The organism is Polynucleobacter sp. MWH-Jannik1A5, from assembly GCF_018881795.1.
Classification (GTDB): Bacteria; Pseudomonadota; Gammaproteobacteria; order Burkholderiales; family Burkholderiaceae; genus Polynucleobacter.
The window spans coordinates 1,588,489-1,614,506 of the sequence record NZ_JACVPQ010000001.1; the positions used below are offsets into that span (position 1 = coordinate 1,588,489).

General features: G+C 46.4%; 28 protein-coding genes. 21 read left to right on the plus strand and 7 right to left on the minus strand.

Annotated features, from left to right (window positions below; translation table 11 throughout):
• Position 1: 1 nt before the first annotated feature.
• From ICN23_RS08080 to ICN23_RS08100, 5 genes are read right to left on the minus strand one after another with little or no spacing between them, the layout of a single operon-like run.
• On the minus strand, positions 2-1,315 hold the full coding sequence (locus tag ICN23_RS08080) for a replication-associated recombination protein A (protein ID WP_216231654.1): 1,314 nt from the start codon (positions 1,313-1,315) through the stop codon (positions 2-4).
• A gap of 4 nt (positions 1,316-1,319) precedes the next feature.
• Positions 1,320-1,799 carry a DUF3429 domain-containing protein gene (locus ICN23_RS08085; protein ID WP_370624768.1) on the minus strand — a complete coding sequence of 160 codons (480 nt, stop codon included), beginning with the start codon at positions 1,797-1,799 and terminating at the stop codon, positions 1,320-1,322.
• A 31-nt stretch (positions 1,800-1,830) separates the two neighbouring features.
• A complete protein-coding gene (locus ICN23_RS08090; protein WP_216231655.1) occupies positions 1,831-2,685 on the minus strand; it encodes a 3-hydroxybutyryl-CoA dehydrogenase in 855 nt (284 codons plus the stop codon).
• A 1-nt stretch (position 2,686) separates the two neighbouring features.
• A complete protein-coding gene (locus ICN23_RS08095) occupies positions 2,687-3,415 on the minus strand; it encodes a glutathione binding-like protein (RefSeq protein ID WP_216231656.1) in 729 nt (242 codons plus the stop codon).
• Positions 3,416-3,423: 8 nt separating this feature from the next.
• Positions 3,424-4,620, minus strand: coding sequence for a pyridoxal phosphate-dependent aminotransferase (locus ICN23_RS08100; RefSeq protein ID WP_216231657.1), 1,197 nt, complete (start codon positions 4,618-4,620; stop codon positions 3,424-3,426).
• Between the two features lie 85 nt (positions 4,621-4,705).
• On the opposite strand from ICN23_RS08100, the gene yaaA reads away from it, so the two are divergent.
• Together yaaA and ICN23_RS08110 are read left to right on the plus strand one after the other, a co-directional pair.
• Positions 4,706-5,482 carry a peroxide stress protein YaaA gene (yaaA, locus tag ICN23_RS08105; protein ID WP_216231658.1) on the plus strand — a complete coding sequence of 259 codons (777 nt, stop codon included), beginning with the start codon at positions 4,706-4,708 and terminating at the stop codon, positions 5,480-5,482.
• Positions 5,482-6,693: a DUF2863 family protein gene (locus tag ICN23_RS08110; protein ID WP_216231659.1), complete on the plus strand. Its 1,212-nt coding sequence runs from the start codon at positions 5,482-5,484 to the stop codon at positions 6,691-6,693. The genes yaaA and ICN23_RS08110 overlap by 1 nt, the downstream gene beginning before the upstream one ends.
• A gap of 83 nt (positions 6,694-6,776) precedes the next feature.
• On the opposite strand, the gene ICN23_RS08115 is transcribed toward ICN23_RS08110, so the two are convergent.
• Positions 6,777-7,151 (minus strand): hypothetical protein, encoded by a 375-nt coding sequence (locus tag ICN23_RS08115; protein WP_216231660.1) that lies wholly within the window; start codon positions 7,149-7,151, stop codon positions 6,777-6,779.
• Positions 7,152-7,164: 13 nt separating this feature from the next.
• Positions 7,165-8,154, minus strand: a complete 990-nt coding sequence (locus ICN23_RS08120; RefSeq protein ID WP_215324359.1) for a malate dehydrogenase — start codon at positions 8,152-8,154, stop codon at positions 7,165-7,167.
• 159 nt (positions 8,155-8,313) lie between these two features.
• Between ICN23_RS08120 and ICN23_RS08125 the strand changes: the two genes are divergently transcribed.
• The 19 genes from ICN23_RS08125 to folC all read left to right on the plus strand — a co-directional run bounded on the left by ICN23_RS08125 (position 8,314) and on the right by folC (position 26,018).
• Complete coding sequence (locus tag ICN23_RS08125) at positions 8,314-9,042, plus strand: GntR family transcriptional regulator (protein ID WP_370624781.1); 729 nt, start codon at positions 8,314-8,316, stop codon at positions 9,040-9,042.
• A 132-nt stretch (positions 9,043-9,174) separates the two neighbouring features.
• A complete protein-coding gene (gene sdhC / locus ICN23_RS08130) occupies positions 9,175-9,594 on the plus strand; it encodes a succinate dehydrogenase, cytochrome b556 subunit (protein WP_216231662.1) in 420 nt (139 codons plus the stop codon).
• 24 nt (positions 9,595-9,618) lie between these two features.
• Entirely contained in the window at positions 9,619-9,984 is a 366-nt protein-coding gene (gene sdhD, locus ICN23_RS08135; protein ID WP_068321349.1) for a succinate dehydrogenase, hydrophobic membrane anchor protein, read from the plus strand.
• Between the two features lie 4 nt (positions 9,985-9,988).
• A complete protein-coding gene (sdhA, locus tag ICN23_RS08140) occupies positions 9,989-11,767 on the plus strand; it encodes a succinate dehydrogenase flavoprotein subunit (protein ID WP_216231663.1) in 1,779 nt (592 codons plus the stop codon).
• A 17-nt stretch (positions 11,768-11,784) separates the two neighbouring features.
• On the plus strand, positions 11,785-12,489 hold the full coding sequence (locus tag ICN23_RS08145) for a succinate dehydrogenase iron-sulfur subunit (RefSeq protein WP_062308838.1): 705 nt from the start codon (positions 11,785-11,787) through the stop codon (positions 12,487-12,489).
• On the plus strand, positions 12,486-12,755 hold the full coding sequence (locus tag ICN23_RS08150; RefSeq protein WP_216231664.1) for a succinate dehydrogenase assembly factor 2: 270 nt from the start codon (positions 12,486-12,488) through the stop codon (positions 12,753-12,755). The genes ICN23_RS08145 and ICN23_RS08150 overlap by 4 nt, the downstream gene beginning before the upstream one ends.
• An 82-nt stretch (positions 12,756-12,837) precedes the next feature.
• Positions 12,838-14,151 carry a citrate synthase gene (gene gltA / locus ICN23_RS08155; protein ID WP_068321361.1) on the plus strand — a complete coding sequence of 438 codons (1,314 nt, stop codon included), beginning with the start codon at positions 12,838-12,840 and terminating at the stop codon, positions 14,149-14,151.
• A gap of 17 nt (positions 14,152-14,168) precedes the next feature.
• Complete coding sequence (gene leuC, locus ICN23_RS08160; RefSeq protein ID WP_216214580.1) at positions 14,169-15,578, plus strand: 3-isopropylmalate dehydratase large subunit; 1,410 nt, start codon at positions 14,169-14,171, stop codon at positions 15,576-15,578.
• Between the two features lie 13 nt (positions 15,579-15,591).
• The gene (locus ICN23_RS08165; RefSeq protein ID WP_216231665.1) at positions 15,592-15,801 is read left to right on the plus strand and encodes a hypothetical protein; all 210 of its coding nucleotides are present in this window, start codon (positions 15,592-15,594) and stop codon (positions 15,799-15,801) included.
• Between the two features lie 32 nt (positions 15,802-15,833).
• Positions 15,834-16,481 (plus strand): 3-isopropylmalate dehydratase small subunit, encoded by a 648-nt coding sequence (gene leuD, locus ICN23_RS08170; protein WP_216231666.1) that lies wholly within the window; start codon positions 15,834-15,836, stop codon positions 16,479-16,481.
• Between the two features lie 23 nt (positions 16,482-16,504).
• Entirely contained in the window at positions 16,505-17,575 is a 1,071-nt protein-coding gene (gene leuB / locus ICN23_RS08175; RefSeq protein WP_216231667.1) for a 3-isopropylmalate dehydrogenase, read from the plus strand.
• A gap of 50 nt (positions 17,576-17,625) precedes the next feature.
• On the plus strand, positions 17,626-18,783 hold the full coding sequence (asd, locus tag ICN23_RS08180; protein WP_216231668.1) for an aspartate-semialdehyde dehydrogenase: 1,158 nt from the start codon (positions 17,626-17,628) through the stop codon (positions 18,781-18,783).
• 10 nt (positions 18,784-18,793) lie between these two features.
• Positions 18,794-20,194 carry a FimV/HubP family polar landmark protein gene (locus ICN23_RS08185; protein WP_216231669.1) on the plus strand — a complete coding sequence of 467 codons (1,401 nt, stop codon included), beginning with the start codon at positions 18,794-18,796 and terminating at the stop codon, positions 20,192-20,194.
• A 1-nt stretch (position 20,195) separates the two neighbouring features.
• On the plus strand, positions 20,196-21,035 hold the full coding sequence (truA, locus tag ICN23_RS08190) for a tRNA pseudouridine(38-40) synthase TruA (RefSeq protein ID WP_216231670.1): 840 nt from the start codon (positions 20,196-20,198) through the stop codon (positions 21,033-21,035).
• Positions 21,036-21,061: 26 nt separating this feature from the next.
• Complete coding sequence (locus ICN23_RS08195; protein ID WP_216231671.1) at positions 21,062-21,739, plus strand: phosphoribosylanthranilate isomerase; 678 nt, start codon at positions 21,062-21,064, stop codon at positions 21,737-21,739.
• 30 nt (positions 21,740-21,769) lie between these two features.
• Positions 21,770-22,963, plus strand: a complete 1,194-nt coding sequence (gene trpB, locus ICN23_RS08200; protein WP_068321388.1) for a tryptophan synthase subunit beta — start codon at positions 21,770-21,772, stop codon at positions 22,961-22,963.
• A 34-nt stretch (positions 22,964-22,997) separates the two neighbouring features.
• On the plus strand, positions 22,998-23,795 hold the full coding sequence (gene trpA, locus ICN23_RS08205; RefSeq protein ID WP_216231672.1) for a tryptophan synthase subunit alpha: 798 nt from the start codon (positions 22,998-23,000) through the stop codon (positions 23,793-23,795).
• Positions 23,796-23,800: 5 nt separating this feature from the next.
• Positions 23,801-24,688 (plus strand): acetyl-CoA carboxylase, carboxyltransferase subunit beta, encoded by an 888-nt coding sequence (gene accD / locus ICN23_RS08210; protein ID WP_068321394.1) that lies wholly within the window; start codon positions 23,801-23,803, stop codon positions 24,686-24,688.
• 4 nt (positions 24,689-24,692) lie between these two features.
• Positions 24,693-26,018, plus strand: coding sequence for a bifunctional tetrahydrofolate synthase/dihydrofolate synthase (gene folC, locus ICN23_RS08215; RefSeq protein ID WP_216231673.1), 1,326 nt, complete (start codon positions 24,693-24,695; stop codon positions 26,016-26,018).

Sequence of the window (26,018 nt, forward strand, 5' to 3'; positions counted from 1 at the left end):
TTTACTTCTTCCTGTGCTCGTCATCGAGCTTTTTTAAGAAAGCTAACTTTTCTTTAATCTGAGACTCCAGGCCACGTTCAACTGGCTCATACCAGTGTGGTTCTTTCATACCCTCAGGTAAGTAGGATTCGCCGGCAGCATAGCCATGAGGTTCGTCGTGGGCGTAGCGATATTCTTTGCCATGACCAAGCTCTTTCATGAGCTTTGTTGGGGCATTGCGCAAATGATTCGGCACACCTCTAGATTGATCTTGCGCCACAAAGGCACGTGCAGCATTAAAGGCGTTGTAGCTGGCATTACTCTTAGAGGCGACGGCAAGGTAAACCACTGCCTGGCCAAGTGCAAGCTCACCCTCAGGTGAGCCGAGTCTTTCAAAGGTTTGCGCAGCATCATTGGCTAATTGCATTGCTCTTGGATCTGCTAAGCCAATATCTTCCCAAGCCATGCGGATAATGCGACGCGCTAGATAGCGGGGATCTGCTCCACCATCGAGCATGCGGCAAAACCAATACAAGGCTGCATCAGGATTGGAACCACGAACAGATTTGTGTAGTGCAGAGATTTGATCGTAGAAGTGATCGCCACCCTTGTCAAAACGTCGCGCTTGAGCGCTGAGGGCATTTTCAATAAATTGCTGATCGACGTTCTTGAGTTCAGCATTCGGAGTGAGTGCCGCATTACGTACTTGTTCAACCAGATTTAATAGACGCCTTGCATCGCCATCAGCATTGGAGATGAGCGTGTCAATGGCGGCAGATTCAAATTGCACATCAGGCATTGCATGTTGGCGCGCACGATCAAAGAGTAATTTCAACTCCTCTGGAGTGAGTGACTTCAATACATACACCTGAGCTCGCGACAAGAGTGCGGAGTTCACTTCAAAAGAAGGGTTCTCAGTAGTGGCGCCAATAAAGGTAAACAAGCCCGATTCCACGTGGGGTAGCAGGGCATCTTGCTGGCTCTTATTGAAGCGATGAATCTCATCTACAAACAAAATCGTTTGCTTGCCATACTGAGCCATGTTCTGTTGTGCTTGCTCAATAGCCTCGCGGATTTCTTTGACTCCAGCAAGAACTGCAGAAATCGCTATGAACTCTCGATCGAATGCTTTTGCTGAGAGACGTGCCAATGTTGTCTTGCCAACACCCGGGGGCCCCCACAAAATCATGGAGTGTGGCTTGCCCGAGGCAAATGCTAGGTTAAGAGGTTTGCCGCTGGTTAATAAATGTGTTTGCCCAATGACTTCTTCAATCGTTTTTGGGCGCAGCGCCTCCGCTAAGGGTGGGGGCGGAGTGCTATCAAAAAGACTGCTCATTACATCATGCTTGAATAAAAAGAATCACTAAAGATGCCCAGGTTAGGCATGCAGCGGCAATATAGGTCAAGCGATTACGCATCGTCATAAATGCTGCGCGAGTAGCGTCATCAGAAAAATAATATTGATAAGTATTCTGATCAATATTGCGCTGAATAATCAGAGTGGAGGCAAGGATGAGTAGACCCACAGGGATATAAATATGAAGTGCAACCCATGCAACTAAGGCTGGGATAACCCCCCAGATCCAAGCATTGCGGTCTTCCCAGCGATCTCCAGCGGGTGCTTTGCCCAAGAGGTGCAAATTAGCGCCCCAATGTAAGGCCCCCATAAATGAAGTAATGACAGCTCCATAGCCTGCTAATGATTCAGCGCTCAAGTAGTTCATCGGTGTTGGTGCAAGTTGCACCATTAAAGCTAGACCAATAAATGGAATAAGACCGGCATAACCAAGTTTGCGTACTAGAGGTGGAATGGGGTTCACGATGGGATGGTTTCGTTATTTAAAGTAAAAATTATTTATCGTAGGTATAAACGCCGCGTCCTGTTTTGCGACCGAGGTATCCAGCTGCAACCATTTCACGCAACAGTGGGCAAGGGCGATACTTAGAGTCGCTGAAGTTTTCAAAATAAACTTCCATAACTGCTAGGCAAGTATCTAAACCAATGAGATCAGCCAATGCCAGTGGACCAATCGGCTGATTGCAGCCCAACTTCATTCCGGCATCAATATCTTCCGGACTAGCAAGTCCTTCTGACAGAACAAAGAATGCTTCATTGATCATTGGTAACAAAATACGATTGACTACAAAGCCAGGAGAGTTTTTAACGGTGATCGGCTCTTTACCAACTCGCTTAGCCATCTCAATAATGGCGGCATGAGTTGCATCGCTAGTTTGTAGGCCACGAATCACCTCTACTAGAGCCATCAAGGGTGGCGGGTTAAAGAAGTGCATTCCAATAAAGCGCGCAGGATTGGAATCAAGAGCTGCTAATTTGGTGATGGATAAAGAAGAGGTATTGGTAGCAATGATGGTGTCTTTGCTCACAATCTCATCGACTTGCTTCAAGATTTTCTCTTTAATTGCTTGGTTCTCAGTAGCGGCTTCAATCACCAAACCCAAACCTTTGAAGTCGTGATAAGAAGTGCTGCCTTTAATTCGTTTCAGCGCAGCATCTTTAGCTTCAAGTGTTAAGGTTTCTTTTTTGACGAGACGATCCAGGCTTTTACTAATTTGATCGAGACCGCGTTGAACTGCTGCGTCGTTAATATCAACCATGACGACATCAAGGCCAGCAACTGCACACACTTGCGCAATACCATTTCCCATAGTGCCTGCACCGATTACACCGACGGATTGAATACTCATCTTATTTCCTCTTTTGATACTGGGTTGAACCAAATAACTGCTCTCTAGCCTTGTCATCGTGCAAGGGTTTGCGTAATGCGGTTAATACTTCACAACCACGCTTTACAGCTGGTCGTGCACCAATCTTTTCAAACCAACGTTTGAAATGCGGGTACTCGTTGATATCGATACCTTGATTTTTCCAATTACGCGTCCATGGATAAATCGCAATATCGGCAATCGAATACGTTTTCCCTGCTACATAGGGATTATCTTTCAGTTGGCTATCCAACACCCCATAGATTCGCCTAGCTTCATTGGTATAGCGATTAATCGCGTATTCAATTTTCTCAGGTGCGTAGAGGCGGAAATGGTGGTTTTGCCCAAGCATAGGGCCTAGGCCACCCATTTGGAACATCAGCCATTGCAGCACTTCATACTTGCCGCGGGTGTCTTGGGGTAAGAGCTTGCCAGTCTTGCCGGCTAAATAGAGAAGAATCGCTCCAGACTCAAAAAGACTAATGGGCTTGCCATCTGGACCATCAGGATCAACTATTGCCGGGATTTTGTTATTGGGGCTAATCTTTAAAAAATCAGGGGCAAATTGATCTCCTGCACCAATATCGATGGGGTGAGCGATCCAATCCTTTCCCAGTCGAAAGCCGCATTCTTCCAGCATGATGTGCACTTTGTGGCCATTTGGTGTCGGCCAGCTATAAACATCAATTACGGTAGATTTTTTATTTGCCATGATGTCCTTTAGATTTTTTCTAAACGTTGTAAGGCGCTTGATAGTGTTTGATCTTGTTTAGCGAAACAAAAACGAATGACGCCAGATTCAGTAGCTTGCTCATAAAAAGCAGAGACTGGTATCGCTGCCACCCCAATCTCCGTTGTAAGCCATTTACAAAAGTCAGCCTCATTGAATTTTGCCTGGGGAATACCTAATGCTGAGTAGTCAACGCACTGAAAATAGGTGCCTGGAGTAGGGAGCAACTTAAATTTAGTTTTGCTCAGTCCCGCCCTAAAAAAATCACGCTTAGCCTGATAAAAGGCGGGGAGATTTAAATAATGTTCAGCATCTGCAAGATATGTTGCTAGACCATATTGCATCGGTGTGTTCACGGTAAATACATTGAACTGATGGACCTTGCGAAACTCTTTTGTAAGTGCCGGTGGTGCGGCAACATAACCTACTTTCCAGCCTGTCACATGATAGGTCTTGCCAAAACTAGAAATCAGAAAGCTCCTAGCGGCAAGCTCAGGATGAGAGGCAACGCTGTGATGCTGAGCTCCGTCATAGACCATGTGCTCATAAACCTCATCACTCAAAATCAATGTGGAAGTATTGCGCACTAAGCCTGCGAGGCGATCTAAGTCAGTCTTGTCCCAAACCATTCCAGTAGGGTTGTGTGGCGTATTGATGATGAGCAGTCGGGTTTTGGTGTTGATTGCTTTGGCTAGGATTTCCCAAGGAATTTCATAAGAAGTCACTTGCCCATGCTCATCACGAATGACTTGTAAAGCAATGGCAATAGTTTTGCCGCCTGCCAATTCAATAGCAGGTCGATAGCTGTCATACGCTGGTTCAATAATGATGACTTCATCGCCCGGACTAACGCAAGCGAGTATGGTCGTCAAAATACCTTGTGTACCGCCCGCAGTGATGGTGATATCGGTATCAGCATCGTAGTGATGTCCATACAAGTTTTGAATCTTCTGGCTAATGCCATTGCGTAGCTCTGCAATACCAATCATGGGTGGATATTGATTGCGATTGGCTAACATCGCTTCATTGACCTCGGCAATCAGTTTTCGATCACAAGGAAAATCTGGAAAACCTTGGCCTAAATTAATTGCTTTGTGCTCTGCAGCTAAAGCTGACATTACCGTGAAGATCGTGGTCCCCACCCTTGGCAGGCGACTTGGAAAAGAGGGGGTCTCTAGTGGGTTCATGGAGGTGAAGGCAGGTGGTCAGTCTTTTAGAGCGGATATATCCGGTAGTCGCTAGAATGGTAAAAATACATAAACAAATTGTGCCATGCTGATCGTCCTTTCACCTGCTAAATCCCTGGATTACAAGACCCCGGCCAAGGTCAAGGCACCCACTTTGCCAGAATTTGTCTCCGAATCAGCCAAGCTGATCGCCGATCTCAAGAAGCTCGCACCACAAGATGTTGCCAAGCTCATGGGCTTATCTGACCAATTGGCAACTTTGAATGTCGGGCGCTATCGCGATTGGTCTAAGAAATTTACCGAAGAAAATAGCAAGCCGGCGATCTACGCCTTTGATGGTGATGTATATGACGGTTTTGATGTCAAAACCCTGGATGCCAAGTCCGTTCAGTTTGCTCAAGACCACATTCGGATTTTGTCTGGCTTGTATGGCGCCCTGAAGCCCTTGGATTTGATGCAGCCATATCGTCTAGAGATGGGCACCTCCTTCAAAAATGCAAGAGGTAAGGATCTCTATGCATTCTGGGGCGGTAGAGTGACTGATTCCATTAAGAAGGTTTTAGAAAAACAAAAGAAGCCCGTACTACTTAATTTGGCCTCGGAAGAGTATTTCAAGGTACTTCAGCCCAAAGAATTGGATTGCCTAGTGATTGCTCCTGTGTTTCAGGATGCTAAAGATGGTAAGTACAAGATCATTTCTTTTTATGCCAAGCGGGCTCGCGGTTTAATGGCGCGCTATGTAGTTGAGAATCGCATTACTGATCCAGCAGATTTAAAAGGCTTTAATTTAGATGGATATAAGTACTATGCCGCAGAATCTAAAGTAGATAAGCCTGTGTTTAGAAGGGCAGAAAGAAAATAATGGCTGTTCATCGCACCAAAGCATCGCAACGCAATTCTCCAGAGGTGGAGAAGTTGGTGGCTGACGCTATTTCTTTGGCCGCTTCTGGAAGTCAGGTCGAAGACCGTTTTTGGGAGGAGCGCTTGAACGTGCGCTTAATGCGCTTACTCAAAAGCCAAAATCAAAATGTGATTGATGCTGCCCTAGATCAAACCTTTCGGATTAATACAGTCGCTTTTGAGGTACTTGCCGATATCGCAGAAACCTTGGCCGAATCCTTAAGGATCGAGCATGAAGGGCAGGAGTGGGATGTGTTGTTATTAGCGCTGCCAATCGTTGCACATACGCGCTATCAAATTCCTTCTGGCCCACTGCCAACCAACATCATTGAATCCACAGCCCAAGCATTACATAGCGCGATTGCCTCAACAGATACACGTTTAGCGATTGTTCCTTGGTTGTACAGCATCGATCAAATGCCTCATTCGCATTGTCAAACTCGCATCCTGACTGAATCATTAGCAAGTGCAGCAATCTCTGGAAAAGACGTCAAGCTCGAGTTGCGCGACATGTCAGAAACCATTGCTGTTTTGGCTGATCCCCGTTTCATTATTGCTGCCTTAAGTGCGCCTGCTGGCTCACCAATCTTCCGTTGGCAGGCAGAGCCACCAGCACGCCAAGAGCGTGGAGTGAGTTTGATCGGTTGGCAAAACGCCATGCAAGAGCCGATTGCTTCTTTATTGCCGGGCTGTGAGTTTGAACTTCTCTTGCCGGAAGCGTATTTCACAAACTGTCGTTTGGCTGATAAACATGTGCGGCCATTAAGCATTCGTGCAGCAGTGAACTTTCTCGAGAGCACTCTCGGAATTCTGCCTGCAGGCTTATCCTGTGTTGTTGGTGCATTTGGCGAAGAACAGGCTGATGAGTACCGGATTTCTTTTAGTGCAAAAGGATCCTCAGAGGTAATGTATGGCGTGATCTGGCCTCTATATGACCGCGAGAGTGTGGCAAGCGACGCCTTAAATGATTTATCGGATGATGAGAGTCCGATTAAGAAGATTTGCGATGCCTTGCATGATGCTGGAGTGGAGGATGTCTTCCGCCATGCCATGCTATTTGATCCAGAGCTGTGCGACGACTGCGGCGCACCGTTATTTCCGGATCGCTCTGGTGAAGCGGTGCATGCTGAAATGCCTGATGACGCACCGTCACAGCAACCTTTGTTCCACTAGAGAAATAAGAAATTAAGTAAAGAAACTAAGCAATAAAAAAGCCGAGGAATCCTCGGCTTTTTTAATTAATGCAACGTGAGAAATTAATTCTGCACAAATGGTTCCGCACCAGCAAACAAGTGTGGCAACTTACCAGACTTCATATCTGCTGTTTGGCAGAAATCGGCAAGACGTACACCTGCTTTGATGTTAAACAACATTGCTTTGTTACCTAGCACTACAAGATCGTAACCAGAGTTCATGTTCTTGTAACGCAAGCTGCCTGGCAATGAAGTTTGGCGCTCTAAATCATAAGACTTAGATTCCCAAGTTAAGCGAACTTTTTCAGTAGTGCCAGTAGTTTTGAACTGCTTACTTTCCTGACAAGTCCATGTGATTACTTCTTCACTAGCGCTAGCATTTACAGCGCCTAAAAGGCTTGCAAGTACTACGCTAATGGCGAGAAGATTTTTTTTCATGTGCGAATTTTCCTTATGAGAGCAGGTGCTTAACGCCAGCTTGCTCTTCGAGTAATTCATTCAAGGTGTGTGTCATGCGCTCACGGGAGAACTCATCGATCTCTAAACCTTCGATCATTTTGTATTCGCCGTTTTCGCAAACAACTGGGAAGCCATAAATTACTTCAGCAGGAATGCCGTATTCGCCTTTAGAAGGAATACCCATAGTTACCCACTTACCATTTGTACCGAGTACCCAGTCATGAATATGATCAATCGCTGCGTTCGCTGCAGAGGCTGCAGAAGATAGACCGCGAGCTTCAATGATGGCTGCACCACGTTTGCCAACAGTAGGAATAAATACATCTTTGTTCCATGCTGCATCGTTGATAGCGTCTTTAACTGACTTGCCATCGATGGTTGCAAAGCGATAGTCTGGGTACATTGTTGGGCTATGGTTGCCCCAAACAACTAATTTCTCAATATCAGCAACAGGCTTATTCAACTTGTTAGCTAATTGTGAGAGTGCGCGGTTGTGGTCAAGACGTAACATCGCAGTAAAGTTTTTCGCAGGAATATCTGGAGCAGATTTCATAGCGATGTAAGCGTTTGTGTTTGCTGGGTTACCAACAACCAATACCTTGACAGTCTTTTTAGCAACGGCATTCAGTGCTTTGCCTTGTGCTGTGAAAATTTGTGCGTTAGCGGAGAGCAAATCTTTACGCTCCATGCCAGGGCCACGTGGACGTGCGCCAACTAAAAGAGCAACGTCGATATCTTTAAATGCTGTCATTGGATCTGAGTGAGCTGTCATACCAGCCAAGAGTGGGAATGCGCAGTCTTCCAACTCCATCATTACGCCAGTTAAGGCTTTTTGTGCCTTTTCATCAGGAATCTCAAGCAATTGCAAGATTACGGGCTGATCTTTGCCCAAAAGGTCGCCATTGGCGATACGGAATAAAAGGGAATATCCGATTTGACCGGCTGCACCGGTTACGGCGACACGCATTGGGGCTTTTGCCATTGCTTAGAACTCCAGAGGAAGGTTAATTAAACGAAAACTTTTCTATTATCCATTCAAGTGTAGGGACTTTAGCTTTACACTGTCAATGATGTCTTATATAAGACTAGAATTACCTAGAATTTTATCCAATTGACGCGGTCTGGAGTTAATTTGTCTGATGTGACTTTGCCTGTTGCCTCATTTAGCCCTCTGTACGAGCAGATTAAGGCGATGATTTTGGCTAGTTTGCAAGCCTCTGAATGGCTTCCAGGGGAGGCTATTCCCAGTGAAATGGAGCTGGCAGCCCGGTACGCTGTCAGTCAGGGCACAGTACGCAAGGCAATTGATGAGCTTGCCGCTCAAAACCTCCTAGTTCGTCGCCAAGGGAAGGGTACTTTCGTGGCCACCCATCAAGAAGATGACTGGCAGTACCGTTTTTTACGTTTAGCTCCCGATTCTGGCGAGAAATTTCACCTTACCAATCTGTTTTTGTCCTGTGAAAACACTAAAGCAAGCCCATACGTGGCTAATTTGCTTAAATTAAAGGCAGGCGACCCCATCATTCATATTGATCGGGTACAGAGTTTTGCAGGCAAACCCATTGTTTTTGAAGAGATTTTTCTTCCTGGTGCACGATTTAAGGGCTTAGACTTAGAGGCTCTCAATGCTTGGCATGGCCCGGTGTACGCTTTCTATGAAGGCCAATATGCCACCCATATGGTTCGAGCGGAAGAAAAGATTAAAGCGATCACGGCAGACGAAGTGCTGGCCAAACACCTTCATTTGCCCATCGGTGCGCCACTGCTTTCTGTGGAGCGTGTTGCCTTTACCTACGGGAATAAACCAGTAGAAATTCGTCACGCAAGGTACGACACTTCAGAGCAGCATTACGAAAACAAATTGAACTAAGCAAATCAGTAAAAACCAGTAATTAACCCCTTTAAACGCCAAAAAATCCCCACCATCCCTAAGGTTTCCAATAGAATATGTTGCGATACAACAAAACCACACTGAACCTCCACCTAAAGATAGAGATTACCCATGGTTGATTCACAGCAAAACGTAAAAAAAGATAGACCGGTTTACCGCAATATTGGTCTTGCCCAGTTGATTAAATACCGCCTCCCTTGGGCTGGTAAGGTATCCATTCTTCACCGCATTAGTGGAGCAGTATTGTTCCTCTTGTTGCCATTTATCTTGTATCTCTTCGACCAGAGCATTGCCTCTGAGTTGAGCTATCAAAAATTCCAGGCTTTTACCGGCAACATACTGGTAAAAATTATTTGCCTCGGTTTGATTTGGTGTTTCTTACACCACTTCTGTGCTGGTATCCGCTACCTCTTACTCGATTTAGAAATCGGCGTAGAAAAGTCTGAAGCTAATCGTTCGGCCATAGTTGTTCTCGTGATTGGTCTAGCTTTGACTGCAGTAGTTGGTCTCAAAATGTTCGGCTTGTACTAAGCGCTAATCATTTAAGGAAATCTCATGCCTATTTATCAAATCGGACCAAAGCGCTTAGTTGTCGGTGCGCATTACGGCCTTAAAGAATGGATCATCCAACGCGTTACAGCGATTGTGATGGTGGTATTTACGATTGTTTTGTTAGTTGACTACTGCATCACTGGTAGCGCCTCCTACGAGGGCTGGTCTGGCTTGTTTAGCGGTCAAGTAATGAAGCTGCTAACACTCTTGGCTTTCATCAGCTTGTTCTACCACGCCTGGATTGGCGTGCGTGACATCTGGATGGATTACATCAAGCCCGTCAGCATTCGTTTGACACTCCAAGTGTTAACTGTTCTGTATCTCGTAGCCTGTGCGGCCTATGCCGTTCAAATTTTGTGGAAAGTGTAATTCGATGACTGCAATTAAAAAATCATTGCCACGCCGCCGTTTTGATGCGGTGATTATTGGAGCAGGTGGTTCAGGTATGCGCGCTTCATTGCAGTTGGCTGAAGCCGGCTTGAATGTTGCTGTTCTTACAAAAGTTTTCCCAACACGTTCACACACTGTTGCTGCACAAGGTGGCATCGGTGCTTCATTGGGCAATATGAGTGAAGACAATTGGCACTATCACTTCTATGACACCATCAAAGGTTCTGATTGGTTGGGTGACCAAGACGTTATCGAGTTCATGTGTCGTGAAGCTCCAAAAGTTGTTTATGAGTTAGAGCACTTTGGCATGCCGTTTGACCGTAACCCAGATGGCACGATTTATCAGCGTCCATTCGGCGGCCACACAGCAAACTATGGCGAGAAGCCAGTACAGCGTGCTTGCGCTGCAGCTGACCGTACTGGTCATGCGATGTTGCACACTTTGTATCAACGTAACGTCCGCGCAAAAACCAATTTCTTCGTTGAATGGTTAGCGCTCGATTTGATTCGTGATGACGACGGTGATGTGGTTGGTGTAACTGCTCTCGAAATGGAAACTGGCCAGGTTTACATCTTGGAAGCCAAGATTGTGATGTTGGCTACTGGTGGTGCAGGTCGTATTTGGGATGCATCTACTAACGCATTTATTAATACCGGCGACGGCATGGGCTTAGCAGCTCGCGCAGGCATTCCATTGGAAGATATGGAGTTCTGGCAATTCCACCCAACTGGCGTAGCTGGTGCGGGCGTATTGTTGACAGAAGGCTGTCGCGGTGAAGGCGGCATCTTGCGTAACAAAGATGGTGAGCGTTTCATGGAACGTTATGCGCCAACATTGAAAGATTTGGCTCCACGCGATTTCGTATCTCGCTCAATGGATCAAGAAATTAAAGAAGGGCGCGGTTGCGGTCCTAACGGTGACTACGTTGTGCTCGATTTGACGCACATTGGTGCCGATACGATCATGAAGCGTTTGCCTTCTGTTTATGAAATTGGTATCAACTTTGCTAACGTTGACGTTACTAAAGAGCCAATTCCAGTGGTGCCAACGATTCACTATCAGATGGGCGGTATTCCTACCAACATCAATGGTCAAGTAGTTGTGCCTGCTAATGGCATTCACAATGAAATCGTGAATGGTTTGTATGCAATCGGCGAGTGTTCATGCGTTTCTGTGCACGGCGCTAACCGTTTAGGTACAAACTCATTGCTCGACCTTTTAGTATTCGGTCGTGCAGCTGGTAACCACATTGTTGGTCTTGATCTCAAGAATCGCGAATTCAAGCCATTGCCTGCTAATGTTGGTGAGCAAACATTGGAGCGTATTGCGAAGTTGGATAACTCAACTTCAGGCGAGTACGCGCAAGATGTTGCAAACGATATTCGCAAGTGCATGCAGAAATATGCTGGCGTATTCCGCAATCAAGAGCTGATGGACGAAGGTGTTCGTCAAATGGCTAAATTGACTGAGCGCGCTAAGCACTTATGGGTTAAAGACAAATCCGAGATTTTCAATACTGCACGTATTGAGGCTTTGGAAGTGGCTAACTTGGTTGAGACTGCAAACGCAACCATGATTTCTGCGGCAGCTCGTAAAGAGAGTCGTGGCGCTCACTCACATGATGACCATCCGCATCGTGATGATGAGAACTGGATGAAGCATACCCTTTGGTACAGCGAAGGCAATAAGCTTACTTACAAACCAGTTATTTTGAAGCCTTTAACTGTTGAGTCCTTCCCTCCAAAAGAACGTACTTTCTAAGCGAAGAGAAATAGAAAATGAGTGATATCCGTATATTCGAAATTTACCGCTACGATCCAGATGTCGATGCAGCTCCACGCATGGAACGCTATGAGTTAGAACTCACTGGCGAGCGCATGTTGTTGGACGCGTTGATTTCCTTGAAGAAGCAAGACGAAACTATTTCTTATCGTCGTTCATGCCGTGAAGGCGTGTGCGGTTCAGATGCCATGAACATTAACGGTAAAAACGGCTTGGCTTGTTTGACCAATATGTTGACTTTGCCTAAGGTCATCACATTGCGCCCATTGCCTGGCTTGCCGGTTGTGCGTGATTTGATCGTCGACATGACTTTGTTCTTCAAGCAATACTTGTCTATCAAGCCTTACTTGGTAAACGACAATCCACCTCCTGAAAAAGAGCGTCTCCAGAGTCCTGAAGAGCGTGAAGAGTTGAATGGTTTGTATGAGTGCATCTTGTGCGCATCATGCTCAACTTCATGCCCATCATTCTGGTGGAATCCAGATAAGTTCGTTGGCCCAGCCGGCTTGTTACAGGCATATCGCTTTATTGCTGATAGCCGTGATGAAGAAACTGCTCAGCGTTTGGATAACTTAGAAGATCCATACCGCTTGTTCCGCTGCCACACCATCATGAATTGCGTGGACGTATGTCCTAAGCACTTGAATCCAACGAAGGCAATTGGCAAGATCAAGGAGTTGATGGTTCGTAGGGCAGTATGACCCTCGGAAATGCAGAGTTATATCGTTTAAAGAGTGATGCTCGCAGGGGCTTGCTAGAGAACGATTTAATTCTGCAGCGTTTTTTTGAGCGCTACGGTACTCAGTTAAGCGTTGAAGATGGAAAGGTTTTAAGCCAACTATTGGCTCTAGATGACAACGACTTAATGGATTTATTAATTGGTCGTAAAGATTCTGTAGCAAGCTTGGAGAAAGAGATGCAAACAAACTCTTTCAAACTAGTTTTACAGAGGTTGAGAGAGAAGTAATTCAACCTTTTGGTGCAGTAAGCGTATAGATGCATGAATGAATAGTGTATTAATCATAATTTTGAATGACTAAGGATTAGAAATGATTGAATCGGACATCAAGGCAAAACTCTCGTTTTCGGATGGAACACCAGATATTGATCTGCCAATTTACAAAGGGACAGTTGGTCCTGACGTAATTGACATTCGTAAGCTCTATGGTCAGACCGGTAAGTTCACTTACGATTCAGGCTTTCTATCTACTGCGTCATGCAATAGCAAAATTACTTATATTGATGGCGACAAGGGCGAGTTGCTCTATCGTGGTTATCCAATTGAAGACTTAGCGAATAACTGTGACTTCTTAGAAGTTTGCTACCTCTTGATCAATGGCGAATTGCCAAACGCAACTGAGAAAAAAGCATTTGACGAAATGGTCATGCACCACACCATGGTTCATGAGCAAATGCAATTCTTCTTGCGTGGCTTCCGTCGTGATGCGCATCCAATGTCTGTGTTGACTGGCTTGGTTGGTGCAATGGCTGCTTTCTACCATGATGAGATTGATTACAGCGATCCGCATGCTCGTGAAGTTGCCCAAATTCGTTTGATCGCAAAGATGCCTACATTGGTAGCGATGGCATACAAGTATTCCGTAGGGCAGCCATTTATCTATCCAGATAACTCCTTGTCATACACAGCAAACTTTATGCGCATGATGTTCGCAACACCATGTGAAGAGTACAAAGTGAACCCAGTATTGGTTCGTGCTTTGGATCGTATCTTCACATTGCATGCTGACCACGAGCAAAATGCTTCTACTTCTACAGTGCGTTTGTGTGGCTCTTCTGGCACCAATCCATTTGCTGCTATCTCCGCTGGTATTGCTTGCCTTTGGGGTCCAGCACACGGCGGTGCAAACGAAGCTTGTTTGCAGATGTTGAATGAGATTCAAGCTCAAGGTGGCGTAGACAAGATTCATGAGTTCATTGCTCAAGTAAAAGACAAGAACTCTAGCGTTCGCTTGATGGGCTTTGGTCACCGTGTTTACAAAAACTTTGACCCACGCGCTAAATTAATGCGTGAGACTTGCTATGAAGTCTTGAATGAATTGGGCTTGCAAGATGACCCATTGTTCAAGTTGGCAATGACTCTAGAGAAGATCGCATTGGAAGACGACTATTTCGTTAGCCGCAAGCTCTATCCAAACGTAGACTTCTACTCAGGAATCGTTCAACGCGCTTTGGGTATCCCAACAGAAATGTTTACCTGTATTTTTGCTTTGGCAAGAACAGTAGGTTGGATTGCTCAGTGGGAAGAAATGATTACTGATCCTGAATATAAGATTGGTCGTCCACGTCAGTTATATGTTGGCGAAACAGCGCGTAAGGTTCCAAACATTACAGTTCGTAAATAAGGTTTTTAAGGTCACTCATGTCTCGTACGCTTTATGACAAATTGTGGGATGACCACGTTGTTTACTCTGAAGAGGATGGCACAGCCACGATTTATATTGATCGTCAGTTGCTTCATGAGGTAACCAGCCCTCAGGCATTTGAAGGTTTAAATTTAGCTGGCCGTCCTGTTTGGCGCATCTCTGCCAATCTGGCAGTATCCGATCACAACGTTCCAACAACGGATCGCTCTGAAGGCATTACTGACCCAATTTCCAAGCTGCAAGTAGATACCCTGGATCAAAACTGCGATGCTTTTGGCATTACTCAATACAAAATGAACGATACCCGTCAAGGGATTGTTCATGTGATTGGACCAGAGCAGGGCGCTACTTTGCCCGGCATGACAGTGGTTTGCGGAGATTCTCATACCAGTACTCATGGCGCCTTCGGTGCTTTGGCATTTGGTATCGGCACCTCTGAAGTCGAACACGTATTAGCTACTCAAACCTTGCTCATGAAAAAGAGCAAGAACATGTTGGTAAAAGTGGATGGCCGTTTACAGCCAGGCTCTACTGCTAAAGATATAGTGCTTGCCGTGATCGGTAAGATTGGTACAGCTGGTGGCACTGGTTACACCATTGAATTTGCTGGCGAAGCGATTCGCGAGCTGTCGATGGAAGGGCGCATGACTTTATGCAATATGGCAATTGAAGCTGGCGCACGTGCTGGTTTAGTTGCTGTAGATGAAACAACCATTGAGTACATTCAAGGTCGCCCATATGCCCCTAAGGGTCCTGCGATGTTGCAAGCTCTGCAATATTGGAGAACCTTGCACTCTGATCCAGATGCAAAATTTGATGCTGTTGTTGAATTACGTGCCGAAGAAATCGCTCCACAAGTGACCTGGGGAACTTCTCCAGAGATGGTGTTAGCAATTAGTGATCGCGTACCCGATCCAGAAAAAGAACGTGATCCAAACAAGCGCTCTGCAATGGAACGTGCGTTGCAGTATATGAATCTCAATCCAAATACACCAATTAGCAGCATCGCTATTGATAAAGTATTTATTGGTTCTTGCACAAATAGCCGCATTGAAGATATCCGCGCTGCCGCAAAAGTGGTGGATCGTTTGGGTAAAAAAGTAGCTGCCAATGTGAAGTTGGCTCTTGTAGTTCCAGGTTCTGGTTTGGTTAAAGCTCAAGCGGAACGCGAGGGTTTGGATCGCATTTTTAAAGCCGCAGGTTTTGAATGGCGTGAGCCAGGTTGCTCTATGTGTTTAGCAATGAATGCTGACCGCTTAGAGCCGGGAGAGCGTTGTGCATCTACCTCCAACCGCAACTTTGAGGGTCGTCAAGGTAATGGTGGGCGTACCCATTTAGTTAGTCCAGCAATGGCTGCAGCTGCAGCCATTGAAGGTCACTTTGTTGATGTTCGTAAGATTTCATAAGGGTAATCAAGTCATGAAATTTTCTTCAGCCTCTTTAATTTCTAAATTAGCCATTGTTGGTATTGCTGGACTTCTGATTTCTGCTTGCAGCAGCACTATGGAAGGCGTTGGAAAAGATTTGCAAAACCTAGGAACTTCCATGGGTGGATCAAGCAACACAACACAGCAGGGCAATCAATCTCAAACTAAGGGTAAGGACGTTGTCGTTACTCCTGTGAAGTAAATACTTAGAGCAAACAGAGTAAAAGTCGAATCATGGAAAAATTTACGGTATACAAAGGTTTAGTTGCTCCGCTTAATCGCGAGAACGTGGATACCGATGCCATCATTCCTAAGCAGTTTCTGAAATCTATTAAGAAAACTGGCTTTGGTCAAAACCTCTTTGATGAATGGCGTTATTTAGACCATGGTGAACCTGGTCAAGATTGCAGTACACGTCCAATCAACCCAGACTTTGTTCTCAATCAACCTCGCTATAAGGGCGCAGGAATTCTTTTGGCTCGTAAAAACTTTGGTTGCGGCAGTTCACGTGAACATGCGCCATGGGCCTTGGATCAATTTGGCTTTAGAGCGGTAATCGCACCTAGTTTTGCAGATATTTTCTTTAATAACTGCTTTAAGAACGGTCTTTTACCTATCGTTTTGACCGAAATGCAGGTTGATCATCTGTTTAACGAGACCATGGCTTTTAATGGCTATCAGTTAACAATTGACCTAGAAGCTCAGCAGGTCATTGCCCCTGATGGCACCGCATACAGCTTCGATGTGGCCCCATTTAGAAAGTACTGCCTTATTAACGGCTTAGACGATATTGGTTTAACCCTGCAACATGCAGATAAAATCAAGGCTTATGAAGCGGAGCGCATCCTCAAGATGCCTTGGCTTGCGACACAATTGCCGTAATTTCGTTGATTTAAAGGCCTTTCATGAAAATTGCAGTCCTACCGGGCGATGGTATCGGCCCGGAAATCGTTGCTCAAGCCGTTCGAGTGCTCCAAGCACTTGGCCCCAAGTTTGATTTAGAAGAGGCTCCAGTTGGTGGTGCTGCTTATGACGTTGCTGGTCATCCTTTGCCGCCTACAACACTAGAGTTAGCTAAAAAAGCCGATGCTATTTTGTTTGGTGCGGTAGGTGATTGGAAGTACGACACGCTTGCGCGCGAACTGCGCCCTGAGCAAGCGATCTTAGGTTTGCGTAAACATTTGGAGTTGTTTGCTAACTTCAGACCAGCGATTTGCTATCCAGAACTGACTGCTGCATCAAGTCTCAAGCCAGAAATTATTGGTGGTTTAGATATTTTGATCGTCCGTGAGCTCAATGGGGACATCTATTTTGGTCAGCCGCGCGGCATTCGCACTTCAGAGTTACCTTTGTTTAAAGGTGCTCGTGAAGGCTTTGACACTATGCACTACAGCGAACCAGAAGTAGAGCGTATTGGACATGTTGCTTTTCAAGCTGCACGCAAGCGCGGCAAGAAAGTATGCAGCGTTGATAAAGCGAACGTATTAGAAACTTCACAGCTTTGGCGTGAAGTGATGATTCGTATTTCTAAAGAGTATCCAGACGTTGAGTTATCGCATATGTATGTCGATAACGCTGCAATGCAGTTGGTTAAAGCACCTAAGGCATTTGACGTAGTAGTTACTGGTAATTTATTTGGCGATATTCTGTCTGACGAAGCAGCTATGTTGACTGGCTCAATTGGTATGTTGCCATCTGCCTCTTTGGATAAGAACAATAAAGGCTTGTATGAGCCAAGTCATGGATCTGCGCCTGATATTGCTGGTAAAGGCATCGCCAACCCATTGGCAACGATTTTGTCTGCTGCCATGATGTTGCGCTATTCCTTAGGAATGCCTGCTGAGGCGGACCGTATTGAAAAGGCGGTTCAAAAAGTGTTGGCGCAAGGATTACGTACCGCTGATATTTATACCGAAGGCACGAAAAAAGTATCAACCATTGAAATGGGCGATGCTGTTGTTGCAGCACTTGCATAAGAAACAAAACAAACGTAAACAGAAATTAAATTCACTAGATAGTTAACATCATGGCAAATACAAAAACACCTTTGGTTGGTTTAGTTGGCTGGCGCGGTATGGTTGGTAGCGTTCTTATGGAGAGAATGTTGGCCGAGAAGGATTTCGATCTGATCGAGCCAGTATTTTTTAGTACTAGCCAAGCCGGTGGTGAAGTGCCCCTCCTTAATGGTAAGAAAGTTACTAAGAGCGAAAGCACTTTGCAAGATGCCAATGACATCAAGGCATTGTCACGTTGCGACATCATCTTGACATGCCAGGGTGGCGACTACACCAATGATATTTTCCCTAAGCTACGCGCTGCAGGGTGGAATGGCCATTGGATTGATGCTGCCAGTGCGTTGCGTATGAAAGATGACGCTGTATTGGTCTTGGACCCAGTGAATCGTCCGGTGATTGATAAAGCTTTGGCTGCTGGCGGCAAGAATTGGATTGGTGCCAATTGCACTGTGAGCTTGATGATGATGGCTATGGGCGGTCTGGTGAAGGCTGACATGGTTGAGTGGATTAGCGCCATGACTTACCAAGCAGCTTCTGGTGCCGGTGCGCAGAACATGCGCGAGTTGCTTCTGCAAATGGGGGCGTTGCGTGATAGCGTCGCTACTGAATTGGCTGACCCATCTTCCTGGATTTTAGATATTGATCGCAAAGTTACTGAGACATTGCGCTCTCCTGACTTTCCGAAGAAAAACTTCCGCAATACCGCATTAGCGGGTAGCTTGATTCCTTGGATTGATGTGCCTGTTGAGAACGGTCAAACTAAAGAAGAGTGGAAGGGTGGCGCTGAGTTCAATAAGATCTTGGGTCGTCCAGCATTCCGTACGCCAGGCAGCATTCCTATTGATGGCTTATGTGTGCGTGTTGGTGCAATGCGCTGCCACTCACAAGGTTTGACTGTAAAGCTCAAAAAAGATATTCCACTCAAAGAGATCGAAGAAATTTTGGCTGCGGATAACCAGTGGGTCAAAGTGGTTCCAAATGATCGTGAAACAACTGAGCGTGATTTATCTCCGGCAGCTATCAGTGGTACGTTGACTGTACCTATTGGTCGTTTGCATAAGATGGCAATGGGTCCAGAGTACTTAGGTGCATTCACGGTTGGCGACCAACTCCTGTGGGGTGCTGCTGAACCATTGCGTCGCATGCTCCGCATATTGCTCGAAAAGTAATCTTAAGTTGATGCTACGTCTTAGCCAATCAAGCTTTTTAAAGCTCCTTTGCTTTGTTTGGCTAAGCTGGTCTTTTAACGTCACTGCTATCTCCTTAGGAGCACCGCAACTCCAGTCTCGCCCAGGCGAACCATTGCGAGTAGAAATTCCTATTCGGGTGGGGACTGATGAGCAGGGAGTTCTATCCAGTCTGAATGTGGCGATGCCGAATAAGGCTGCATATGAGCGCCTCGGTATCTCTCAAAAGATCCTGCAGTTAAATCCGCAAGCGATGGTGTATCGCAATCGTCAAGAGCGGTTAATGGTGCTCGTTGAAACCGTTGACTCTGTTCCCATGACAGATGATCCATTTCTAGATGTATTGGTCAACCTCAACTGGTCGAGCGGAAGTCTCACTAAGACATTTACTTTATTGCTGGGTGATGTACAAAAAATCACCGTAAAGCCAGGTCAAACCTTATCTGAGATTGCCGCCACCATTGCGCCTCAACTAGAGGGTGCTACTCTCGATCAAACCATGATGGCTTTGTATAAAGCCAATCCGGATGCCTTTGCTAGCGGCAGTATTAATCGCCTTGCTGCTGGCGCTGAGTTAACTAAACCAAGTCAGGCCTTGTTACGCTCTATCAGTCCTGCTGAAGCCAATCAGTTTGTTGCGGATGCCAATGAACAGTGGCGTGCTGAGCATGGGGATAAAGGGGCTAATGCGGGAACTGGAAAATCCAATACCGCAAAGTCTGGAGAGGTCGCGCCTAAGGATCGCTTAAAGATTGGCTCTAGTGCCGAAGGTAACGAGCAAGAGCGTCGCTATACCGAAGAGTTGGTCGCTCAAGAGAAGATGCTTGAGCAAACTAAAGCTCGTGTCGCTGAATTGGAAAAGAATATTGCCGATCTACAAAGACTTTTAGATAAGACAAAAGAGAAGAAGGCGGTAGATAGTAATTTTGGTTTAGGCGGCTTTGGCCCAGCTATTTTGGCTATTGGCTTAATCGCTCTAACTGGTCTACTTCTGTGGGGCTTGGCTCGTAATGCTCGTCGTTCAGAGGCGCCAAGTATTCATACGCATGCCCAACAAGCAAGCAAAGAAGAAAAATATCATGAAGAGAAACCTGCAGCAGGAACTCCTTTTGAAATGCCAGCTCGTGCTAAAGCATTGTTTGAGGGAATCGATCTTGATCTTTCAAAGCCAGCAAATGCGGCGCCATCTGTTACGGCAGTCCCAGCTTCCAATCCTCTAGCCGATACCTTGCGCGTCAAACTCAATTTGGCACGTGCTTACATCACGATTGAAGATTTTTCTGCTGCTAAAAAGTCTTTGGATGAAGTGCTCCGAATGAGCAATTCAGTTGACCCTGCAATTACCATTGAAGCACAGGGCTTGTTAGCAGAAATCTCGCATCGCAATACCTAATATGCGTATAGCCCTTGGCCTTCAGTATGACGGCAGCCCATATTCTGGTTGGCAAACTCAGGTCAATCACAACACCGTACAGGACGAATTAGAAAAAGCAATCTCTGCTTTTGTTGGTGAGCAGGCGAGTGCTGAGCATCCCATTCATACCATCACCGCAGGTAGAACGGATACTGGAGTTCATGCTCTAGGGCAGGTTGTGCACTTTGATACCAATGTCGAGCGCGAAGATTTTTCTTGGGTTAGGGGTGTGAACTCTTTCTTGCCGCCATCGATTGTGGTGAACTGGGCAAAGCCCGTTTCAGATGAATTTAGTGCTCGTTTTACAGCTTATGAGCGCGAATATATTTATGCGTTACAGGTTGGACCATGTCGTTCGCCAATGTCGCATTCGCGTGCTGGATATTTAATGCTGCCGCCAGGTCAGTGGCTCGACGTGGATGCAATGAAAAAATCGGCTGAATGTTTAATTGGTGAGAACGATTTCAGTTCATTTCGCTCATCTGAATGTCAGAGTAAAACCCCAGTCAAAACGATTTATTCCATAGAGATTATTTCTGAGCAGCCTTGGGTTTATTTCCGGATCCGTGGAAACGCTTTTTTGCATCATATGATCCGCAATATTGTTGGATGCTTTTTACAAATCGGGCAGGGCAGACAAAAGCCAGAATGGATGACAGAAGTGCTAGCAGCCAAGAATCGGCAAATTGCTGCCCCGACCTTTATGGCGGATGGTCTGTACTTGGCCAAAATTACTTATCCCGAGGAATTTGCTATTCCTCAGCCATGGCTGGAAAACTCCTGGCTACCTGCCAAGGTTATTGGGAAGCAAGAGAAATAATAGGCCCCAGGCCTTATCATTCATTTATGGGCTTACTGACATATTCTCCCGGCCGAACTAGGGTCAAAATCTGCGGTTTAAAGACGTCTGGTGATGTGGATTCAGCCGTTTCCGCTGGGGTGGATGCTGTCGGCTTCGTCTTTTACCCTCCAAGTGTGCGGGCTGTAAGCCCTAATATCGCTGCCCAGCTTATTTCCAGGCTCCCAGCAGGGGTCGATGCCGTTGGGTTGGTTGTAAACGCTACAGATGAGCAATTTGCCGCTATTCGAGCCGCTGCTTCGATCACCTTATGGCAGTTTCATGGGGATGAGACCCCAGAGCGCTGTGCCCAGCTTGCTGCTGGTGAGCCTTGGATGAAGGCCGCCCGCGTAGGAACAGGCTTCGCTTTTGATGATTTTTCCCTACAATATGGTCAAGCAAACGCTTTTCTGCTGGATGCCCTCGTCGAGGGATATGGTGGCGGAGGCGTTCCTTTTGATTGGCAAGGAATACCGCAGACATGGGTAAGCGAAAACGCGCCTCGGGTCGTTTTGAGTGGTGGATTGAACGCGCACAACGTGGGCGAGGCGATTGCACGCCTGCATCCTTGCGCGGTTGACGTCAGCAGTGGCGTAGAAAGCAGCAGGGGTGTTAAAGATCCTGCGCTCATGGCTCAATTTATCCAAGCAGTGCGCGCAGCTGATGCGAAAACATCATCCCAATAATTTGCTGTAACCAAATCAAAAGAGGTAGTTATGTACGATAAGCCAGATGCACGAGGACACTTTGGTCCCTATGGTGGCGTATTTGTTTCTGAGACATTGATGTATGCATTAGATGAGCTGAAGGAAGCCTATGCAAAATATCAACACGATCCAGAATTCATTGAAGAGTTTCATTACGAACTCAAGCACTTTGTAGGCAGACCATCACCGGTCTATCACGCTAAGCGTTGGAGTGAAATGCTCGGTGGTGCGCAGATCTACCTAAAGCGTGAAGATTTAAATCACACTGGTGCACACAAGATTAATAACGTGATTGGCCAAGCAATGTTGGCTAAGCGTATGGGCAAGCCCCGCATCATTGCTGAGACTGGAGCAGGGCAGCATGGCGTTGCCACAGCTACTATCTGTGCCCGGTTTGGCTTGGACTGTACGGTCTATCAAGGTTCTGTTGACGTAGCTCGTCAAGCGCAAAACGTATTTCGCATGAAGTTGCTCGGCGCCAAAGTCGTTCCAGTGGAATCTGGCACAAAGACTTTAAAAGACGCGCTCAATGAAGCGATGCGCGATTGGGTTACAAACGTTGACAATACTTTCTACATTATTGGCACTGTTGCAGGACCGCATCCATATCCAATGATGGTGAGAGATTTTCAAAGCGTGATTGGTGAAGAGTGCAAAGTGCAGATGCCGGAGATGACTGGTCGTCAACCAGACTTTGTTCTCGCTTGTGTAGGTGGTGGTTCAAATGCGATGGGTATTTTCTATCCGTACATTGATTACCCCGAGGTAAAACTTGTTGGTGTTGAGGCGGCGGGACATGGTTTGGGAAGCGGCTTACATTCTGCAGCGTTATGCGTAGGTAAGCCTGGCGTATTACACGGCAACCGTACTTACTTATTGCAAGATGAAAATGGTCAGATCTCTGAAACCCATTCTGTTTCTGCTGGTATGGACTACCCAGGAGTAGGCCCTGAACACGCTTGGTTAAAAGATTCTGGGCGTGCAGACTATGTGGCAATTACTGACGAAGAAGCATTGCAAGCATTCCATGACTGTTGTCGTATTGAAGGCATCATTCCTGCGCTTGAGTCTTCTCACGCTATTGCCTATGCCTGCAAGTTGGCTAAGACATTACCAAAAGACAAAACGATCTTGGTGAACCTATCTGGTCGTGGTGATAAAGATATGCATACCGTTGCTCAAGCAACAGGCTCCGAAGGCTAAAAAGAAAAAATAAAAATAGAAAAATAAAATAGCTATGTCAAAAATTACAGCGCTCTTTAAACAGCTAAAAGCAACGGGTAAAAAAGGATTAATTCCTTTCATTACTGCTGGCGATCCAGATCCAAAACAAACTGTTGAACTCATGCATGCATTAGTGCGCGGTGGTTCAAGCGTGATCGAATTAGGGGTGCCATTTTCAGATCCAATGGCTGATGGTCCCGTCATTCAAAGATCATCCGAGCGCGCATTAACGCATGGCGTTACTTTGCATAGTTGCTTAGAGATGGTGAAAGAGTTTCGCAAGAAAGATGCCAATACTCCAGTGGTGTTAATGGGCTATGCAAATCCGGTTGAGCAAATGGGAGCAGAGCGTTTTGCTACAGAAGCAAAAGCTGCTGGCGTTGATGGCGTGCTGGTAGTAGATTACCCTCCAGAAGAGTGCGTTGATTTTGCTGCTCGTATGCGCGTTGCTGGAATTGACCCGATTTTCTTATTGGCACCTACTTCATCACATGAGCGTATTAAAGAAGCCGCCAAAATAGCTTCTGGTTATATCTATTACGTTTCTATGCGGGGCGTTACAGGTGCATCCCACCTCAATACCCAGGACGTAGCCAGCATCATCCCGAAAATCCGCGAAGAAACCGATATTCCAATCGCTGTAGGCTTCGGAATTAGCGATGCCGCTAGCGCTAAGGCTGTGTCGGCCAGTGCTGATGCCGTGGTGATTGGTAGCCGAATTATTCGCCTTTTAGAGGATGCGCCCCCTGGCCAGGCGGTACAATCACTGGAAACCTTCATTCGTGAGATTCGCGACGCATTGGATAGTTAAAACTAATGAGCTGGATAGATAAATTACTCCCACCCCAAATTCAACACACTGATCCTGCAAATCGCAAATCAGTGCCTGAAGGATTGTGGGTTAAGTGCCCTGGTTGCGAAACGGTTCTCTATAGCACTGACATCGAAGCGAATTTATCAGTCTGCCCAAAATGTAGTCACCACATGCGCATCGGTGCGCGTCTACGTTTAGATAGCCTGTTAGATGAAAAAGGTCGCTATGAAATCGGTGCAGATATTTATCCAACCGATCCACTGAAGTTTAAAGATTCTAAAAAATATCCAGACCGCATTAAAGAAGCAAACGATGCTTCTGGTGAATCTGAAGCTCTGATTGTGATGGGCGGCAAGATTGAAACGATACCTGTAGTTGCTGCATGTTTTGAATTCCAATACATGGGCGGCTCGATGGGCTCCGTTGTGGGTGAGCGTTTTGCCCGCGGCGTTCAAGAAGCGATTAATAAGAAGTGTGCATTCATTTGTGTCACTGCTACTGGCGGTGCACGTATGCAAGAGAGTTTGTTATCTCTGTTTCAGATGGCCAAGACCAACTCGATGTTGACCTTGTTAGCTAAAAAAGGCCTGCCTTATATCAGTGTACTGACCGACCCAACTATGGGCGGTATTTCTGCAAGCTTTGCCTTTATGGGCGATGTAGTGATGGCTGAACCTAAGGCTTTGATTGGTTTTGCAGGTCCACGCGTGATCGAGCAAACTGTTCGTGAGAAATTGCCAGAAGGTTTCCAGCGCTCAGAATTCTTGATGCAAAAGGGCGGCATTGACATGATTGTTGATCGTCGTCAGATGCGCGGTGAAATTGCTCGTTTGCTGGCTTTGCTGCAAAAGCTTCCTGAGCCTGCGATAGCGGGTAGCGCAGCCGTTTAAGCGCTTGAGCTCAGCACACCAAGCCCCCATTTTATTTTCCAGCCTAGAGGCTTGGCTTAGCCACCTCGAAACTGCTCACCCTGTTGGTATCGATATGGGACTTGAGCGCATCAATCGCGTGAAGGCGGCATTAGATTTGCATTTCGATTGTCCGGTGATTACGGTTGCTGGCACTAATGGCAAAGGATCCACTTGCGCCTTCTTAGAAAGCATTCTCCTATCATCTGGTTACCGCGTTGGTTGCCACACTTCACCGCACCTACTGCAATTTAATGAGCGTGCTCGCATCAATGGTGAGGATGTTAAAGACAATATCTTGCTTGAGCATTTTGCTGCTGTAGAAAAAGCGCGCGTTAGCTTGGTGGATGCGCCAACGTTGACCTATTTTGAATTCACTACCTTAGCCATCATGCATCTGTTTTCTAAATCGAATCTAGATGCCGTTGTATTAGAAGTAGGCATGGGTGGACGTTTAGATGCAGTCAATATTGTGGATGCCGATTGCGCCATCGTGACTAGTATTGACATTGATCATGCGGATTTCTTAGGCGGTACACGAGAAGCGATTGGTTTAGAGAAAGCCGGCATATTCCGCCAAGGTCATATTGCGGTATGTGGTGACCCTGTGCCGCCACAAACACTCATCGACCATGCTGAAAAGCTGGGTTGTGATCTTTGGTTGCAGGGGCGTGATTACAACTTCCAGGGTGATAAGCAGCAGTGGGGTTGGGCAGGGCGCAATAAGCGCTTTAGTGGCCTTGGTTATCCAGCATTGCGTGGCGCCAATCAGATTCTCAATGCATCCGCTGTTATTGCCGCCTTAATGGCACTTCATCAGCGCTTGCCTGTAAGCGCTCAGGACATCCGCAATGGCTTTGCCTTAGTGGAGTTGCCTGGCCGCTTTCAGGTCCTTCCTGGTCAGCCTACGGTCGTTTTGGATGTCGCTCATAACCCCCATGCTGCAGCTACCTTGGCTCAGGGCCTGGATAAGATGGGCTATCACCCCTATACCTATGCCATTTTTGGGGCAATGGCTGACAAAGACATCGAAGGCGTCATCAAGCCCCTTCTGAATATCGTGGATTTCTGGTTTTGCACGGATTTACCGACTCCCAGAGCCGCCAGCGCCAAGGCCTTGGCTGAGAAGCTTGAGTCTTTGGGCGTAAAGCCTAAAAATGGAGCAGACGGAGGGATAGAATGCTTCCCAGAACCCGCTTTGGCGTATCAAAAAGCGCTATCTCAGGCAGGTGAGGGTGATAGAATTGTCACCTTCGGATCCTTCTATACCGTTGCAGGCGTAATGACTTACCGAAACAACCAGGCCCACTGA

What these genes read in the sequence shown, in the direction of transcription:
- ICN23_RS08080 (WP_216231654.1), bottom strand. Translation starts at nt 1,315, where the DNA reads ATGAGCAGTCTTTTTGATAGCACTCCGCCCCCACCCTTAGCGGAGGCG.
- ICN23_RS08090 (WP_216231655.1), bottom strand. Translation starts at nt 2,685, where the DNA reads ATGAGTATTCAATCCGTCGGTGTAATCGGTGCAGGCACTATGGGAAAT.
- ICN23_RS08095 (WP_216231656.1), bottom strand. Translation starts at nt 3,415, where the DNA reads ATGGCAAATAAAAAATCTACCGTAATTGATGTTTATAGCTGGCCGACA.
- ICN23_RS08100 (WP_216231657.1), bottom strand. Translation starts at nt 4,620, where the DNA reads ATGAACCCACTAGAGACCCCCTCTTTTCCAAGTCGCCTGCCAAGGGTG.
- yaaA (WP_216231658.1), top strand. Translation starts at nt 4,706, where the DNA reads ATGCTGATCGTCCTTTCACCTGCTAAATCCCTGGATTACAAGACCCCG.
- ICN23_RS08110 (WP_216231659.1), top strand. Translation starts at nt 5,482, where the DNA reads ATGGCTGTTCATCGCACCAAAGCATCGCAACGCAATTCTCCAGAGGTG.
- ICN23_RS08115 (WP_216231660.1), bottom strand. Translation starts at nt 7,151, where the DNA reads ATGAAAAAAAATCTTCTCGCCATTAGCGTAGTACTTGCAAGCCTTTTA.
- ICN23_RS08120 (WP_215324359.1), bottom strand. Translation starts at nt 8,154, where the DNA reads ATGGCAAAAGCCCCAATGCGTGTCGCCGTAACCGGTGCAGCCGGTCAA.
- sdhC (WP_216231662.1), top strand. Translation starts at nt 9,175, where the DNA reads ATGGTTGATTCACAGCAAAACGTAAAAAAAGATAGACCGGTTTACCGC.
- sdhD (WP_068321349.1), top strand. Translation starts at nt 9,619, where the DNA reads ATGCCTATTTATCAAATCGGACCAAAGCGCTTAGTTGTCGGTGCGCAT.
- sdhA (WP_216231663.1), top strand. Translation starts at nt 9,989, where the DNA reads ATGACTGCAATTAAAAAATCATTGCCACGCCGCCGTTTTGATGCGGTG.
- ICN23_RS08145 (WP_062308838.1), top strand. Translation starts at nt 11,785, where the DNA reads ATGAGTGATATCCGTATATTCGAAATTTACCGCTACGATCCAGATGTC.
- ICN23_RS08150 (WP_216231664.1), top strand. Translation starts at nt 12,486, where the DNA reads ATGACCCTCGGAAATGCAGAGTTATATCGTTTAAAGAGTGATGCTCGC.
- gltA (WP_068321361.1), top strand. Translation starts at nt 12,838, where the DNA reads ATGATTGAATCGGACATCAAGGCAAAACTCTCGTTTTCGGATGGAACA.
- leuC (WP_216214580.1), top strand. Translation starts at nt 14,169, where the DNA reads ATGTCTCGTACGCTTTATGACAAATTGTGGGATGACCACGTTGTTTAC.
- ICN23_RS08165 (WP_216231665.1), top strand. Translation starts at nt 15,592, where the DNA reads ATGAAATTTTCTTCAGCCTCTTTAATTTCTAAATTAGCCATTGTTGGT.
- leuD (WP_216231666.1), top strand. Translation starts at nt 15,834, where the DNA reads ATGGAAAAATTTACGGTATACAAAGGTTTAGTTGCTCCGCTTAATCGC.
- leuB (WP_216231667.1), top strand. Translation starts at nt 16,505, where the DNA reads ATGAAAATTGCAGTCCTACCGGGCGATGGTATCGGCCCGGAAATCGTT.
- asd (WP_216231668.1), top strand. Translation starts at nt 17,626, where the DNA reads ATGGCAAATACAAAAACACCTTTGGTTGGTTTAGTTGGCTGGCGCGGT.
- ICN23_RS08185 (WP_216231669.1), top strand. Translation starts at nt 18,794, where the DNA reads ATGCTACGTCTTAGCCAATCAAGCTTTTTAAAGCTCCTTTGCTTTGTT.
- truA (WP_216231670.1), top strand. Translation starts at nt 20,196, where the DNA reads ATGCGTATAGCCCTTGGCCTTCAGTATGACGGCAGCCCATATTCTGGT.
- ICN23_RS08195 (WP_216231671.1), top strand. Translation starts at nt 21,062, where the DNA reads ATGGGCTTACTGACATATTCTCCCGGCCGAACTAGGGTCAAAATCTGC.
- trpB (WP_068321388.1), top strand. Translation starts at nt 21,770, where the DNA reads ATGTACGATAAGCCAGATGCACGAGGACACTTTGGTCCCTATGGTGGC.
- trpA (WP_216231672.1), top strand. Translation starts at nt 22,998, where the DNA reads ATGTCAAAAATTACAGCGCTCTTTAAACAGCTAAAAGCAACGGGTAAA.
- accD (WP_068321394.1), top strand. Translation starts at nt 23,801, where the DNA reads ATGAGCTGGATAGATAAATTACTCCCACCCCAAATTCAACACACTGAT.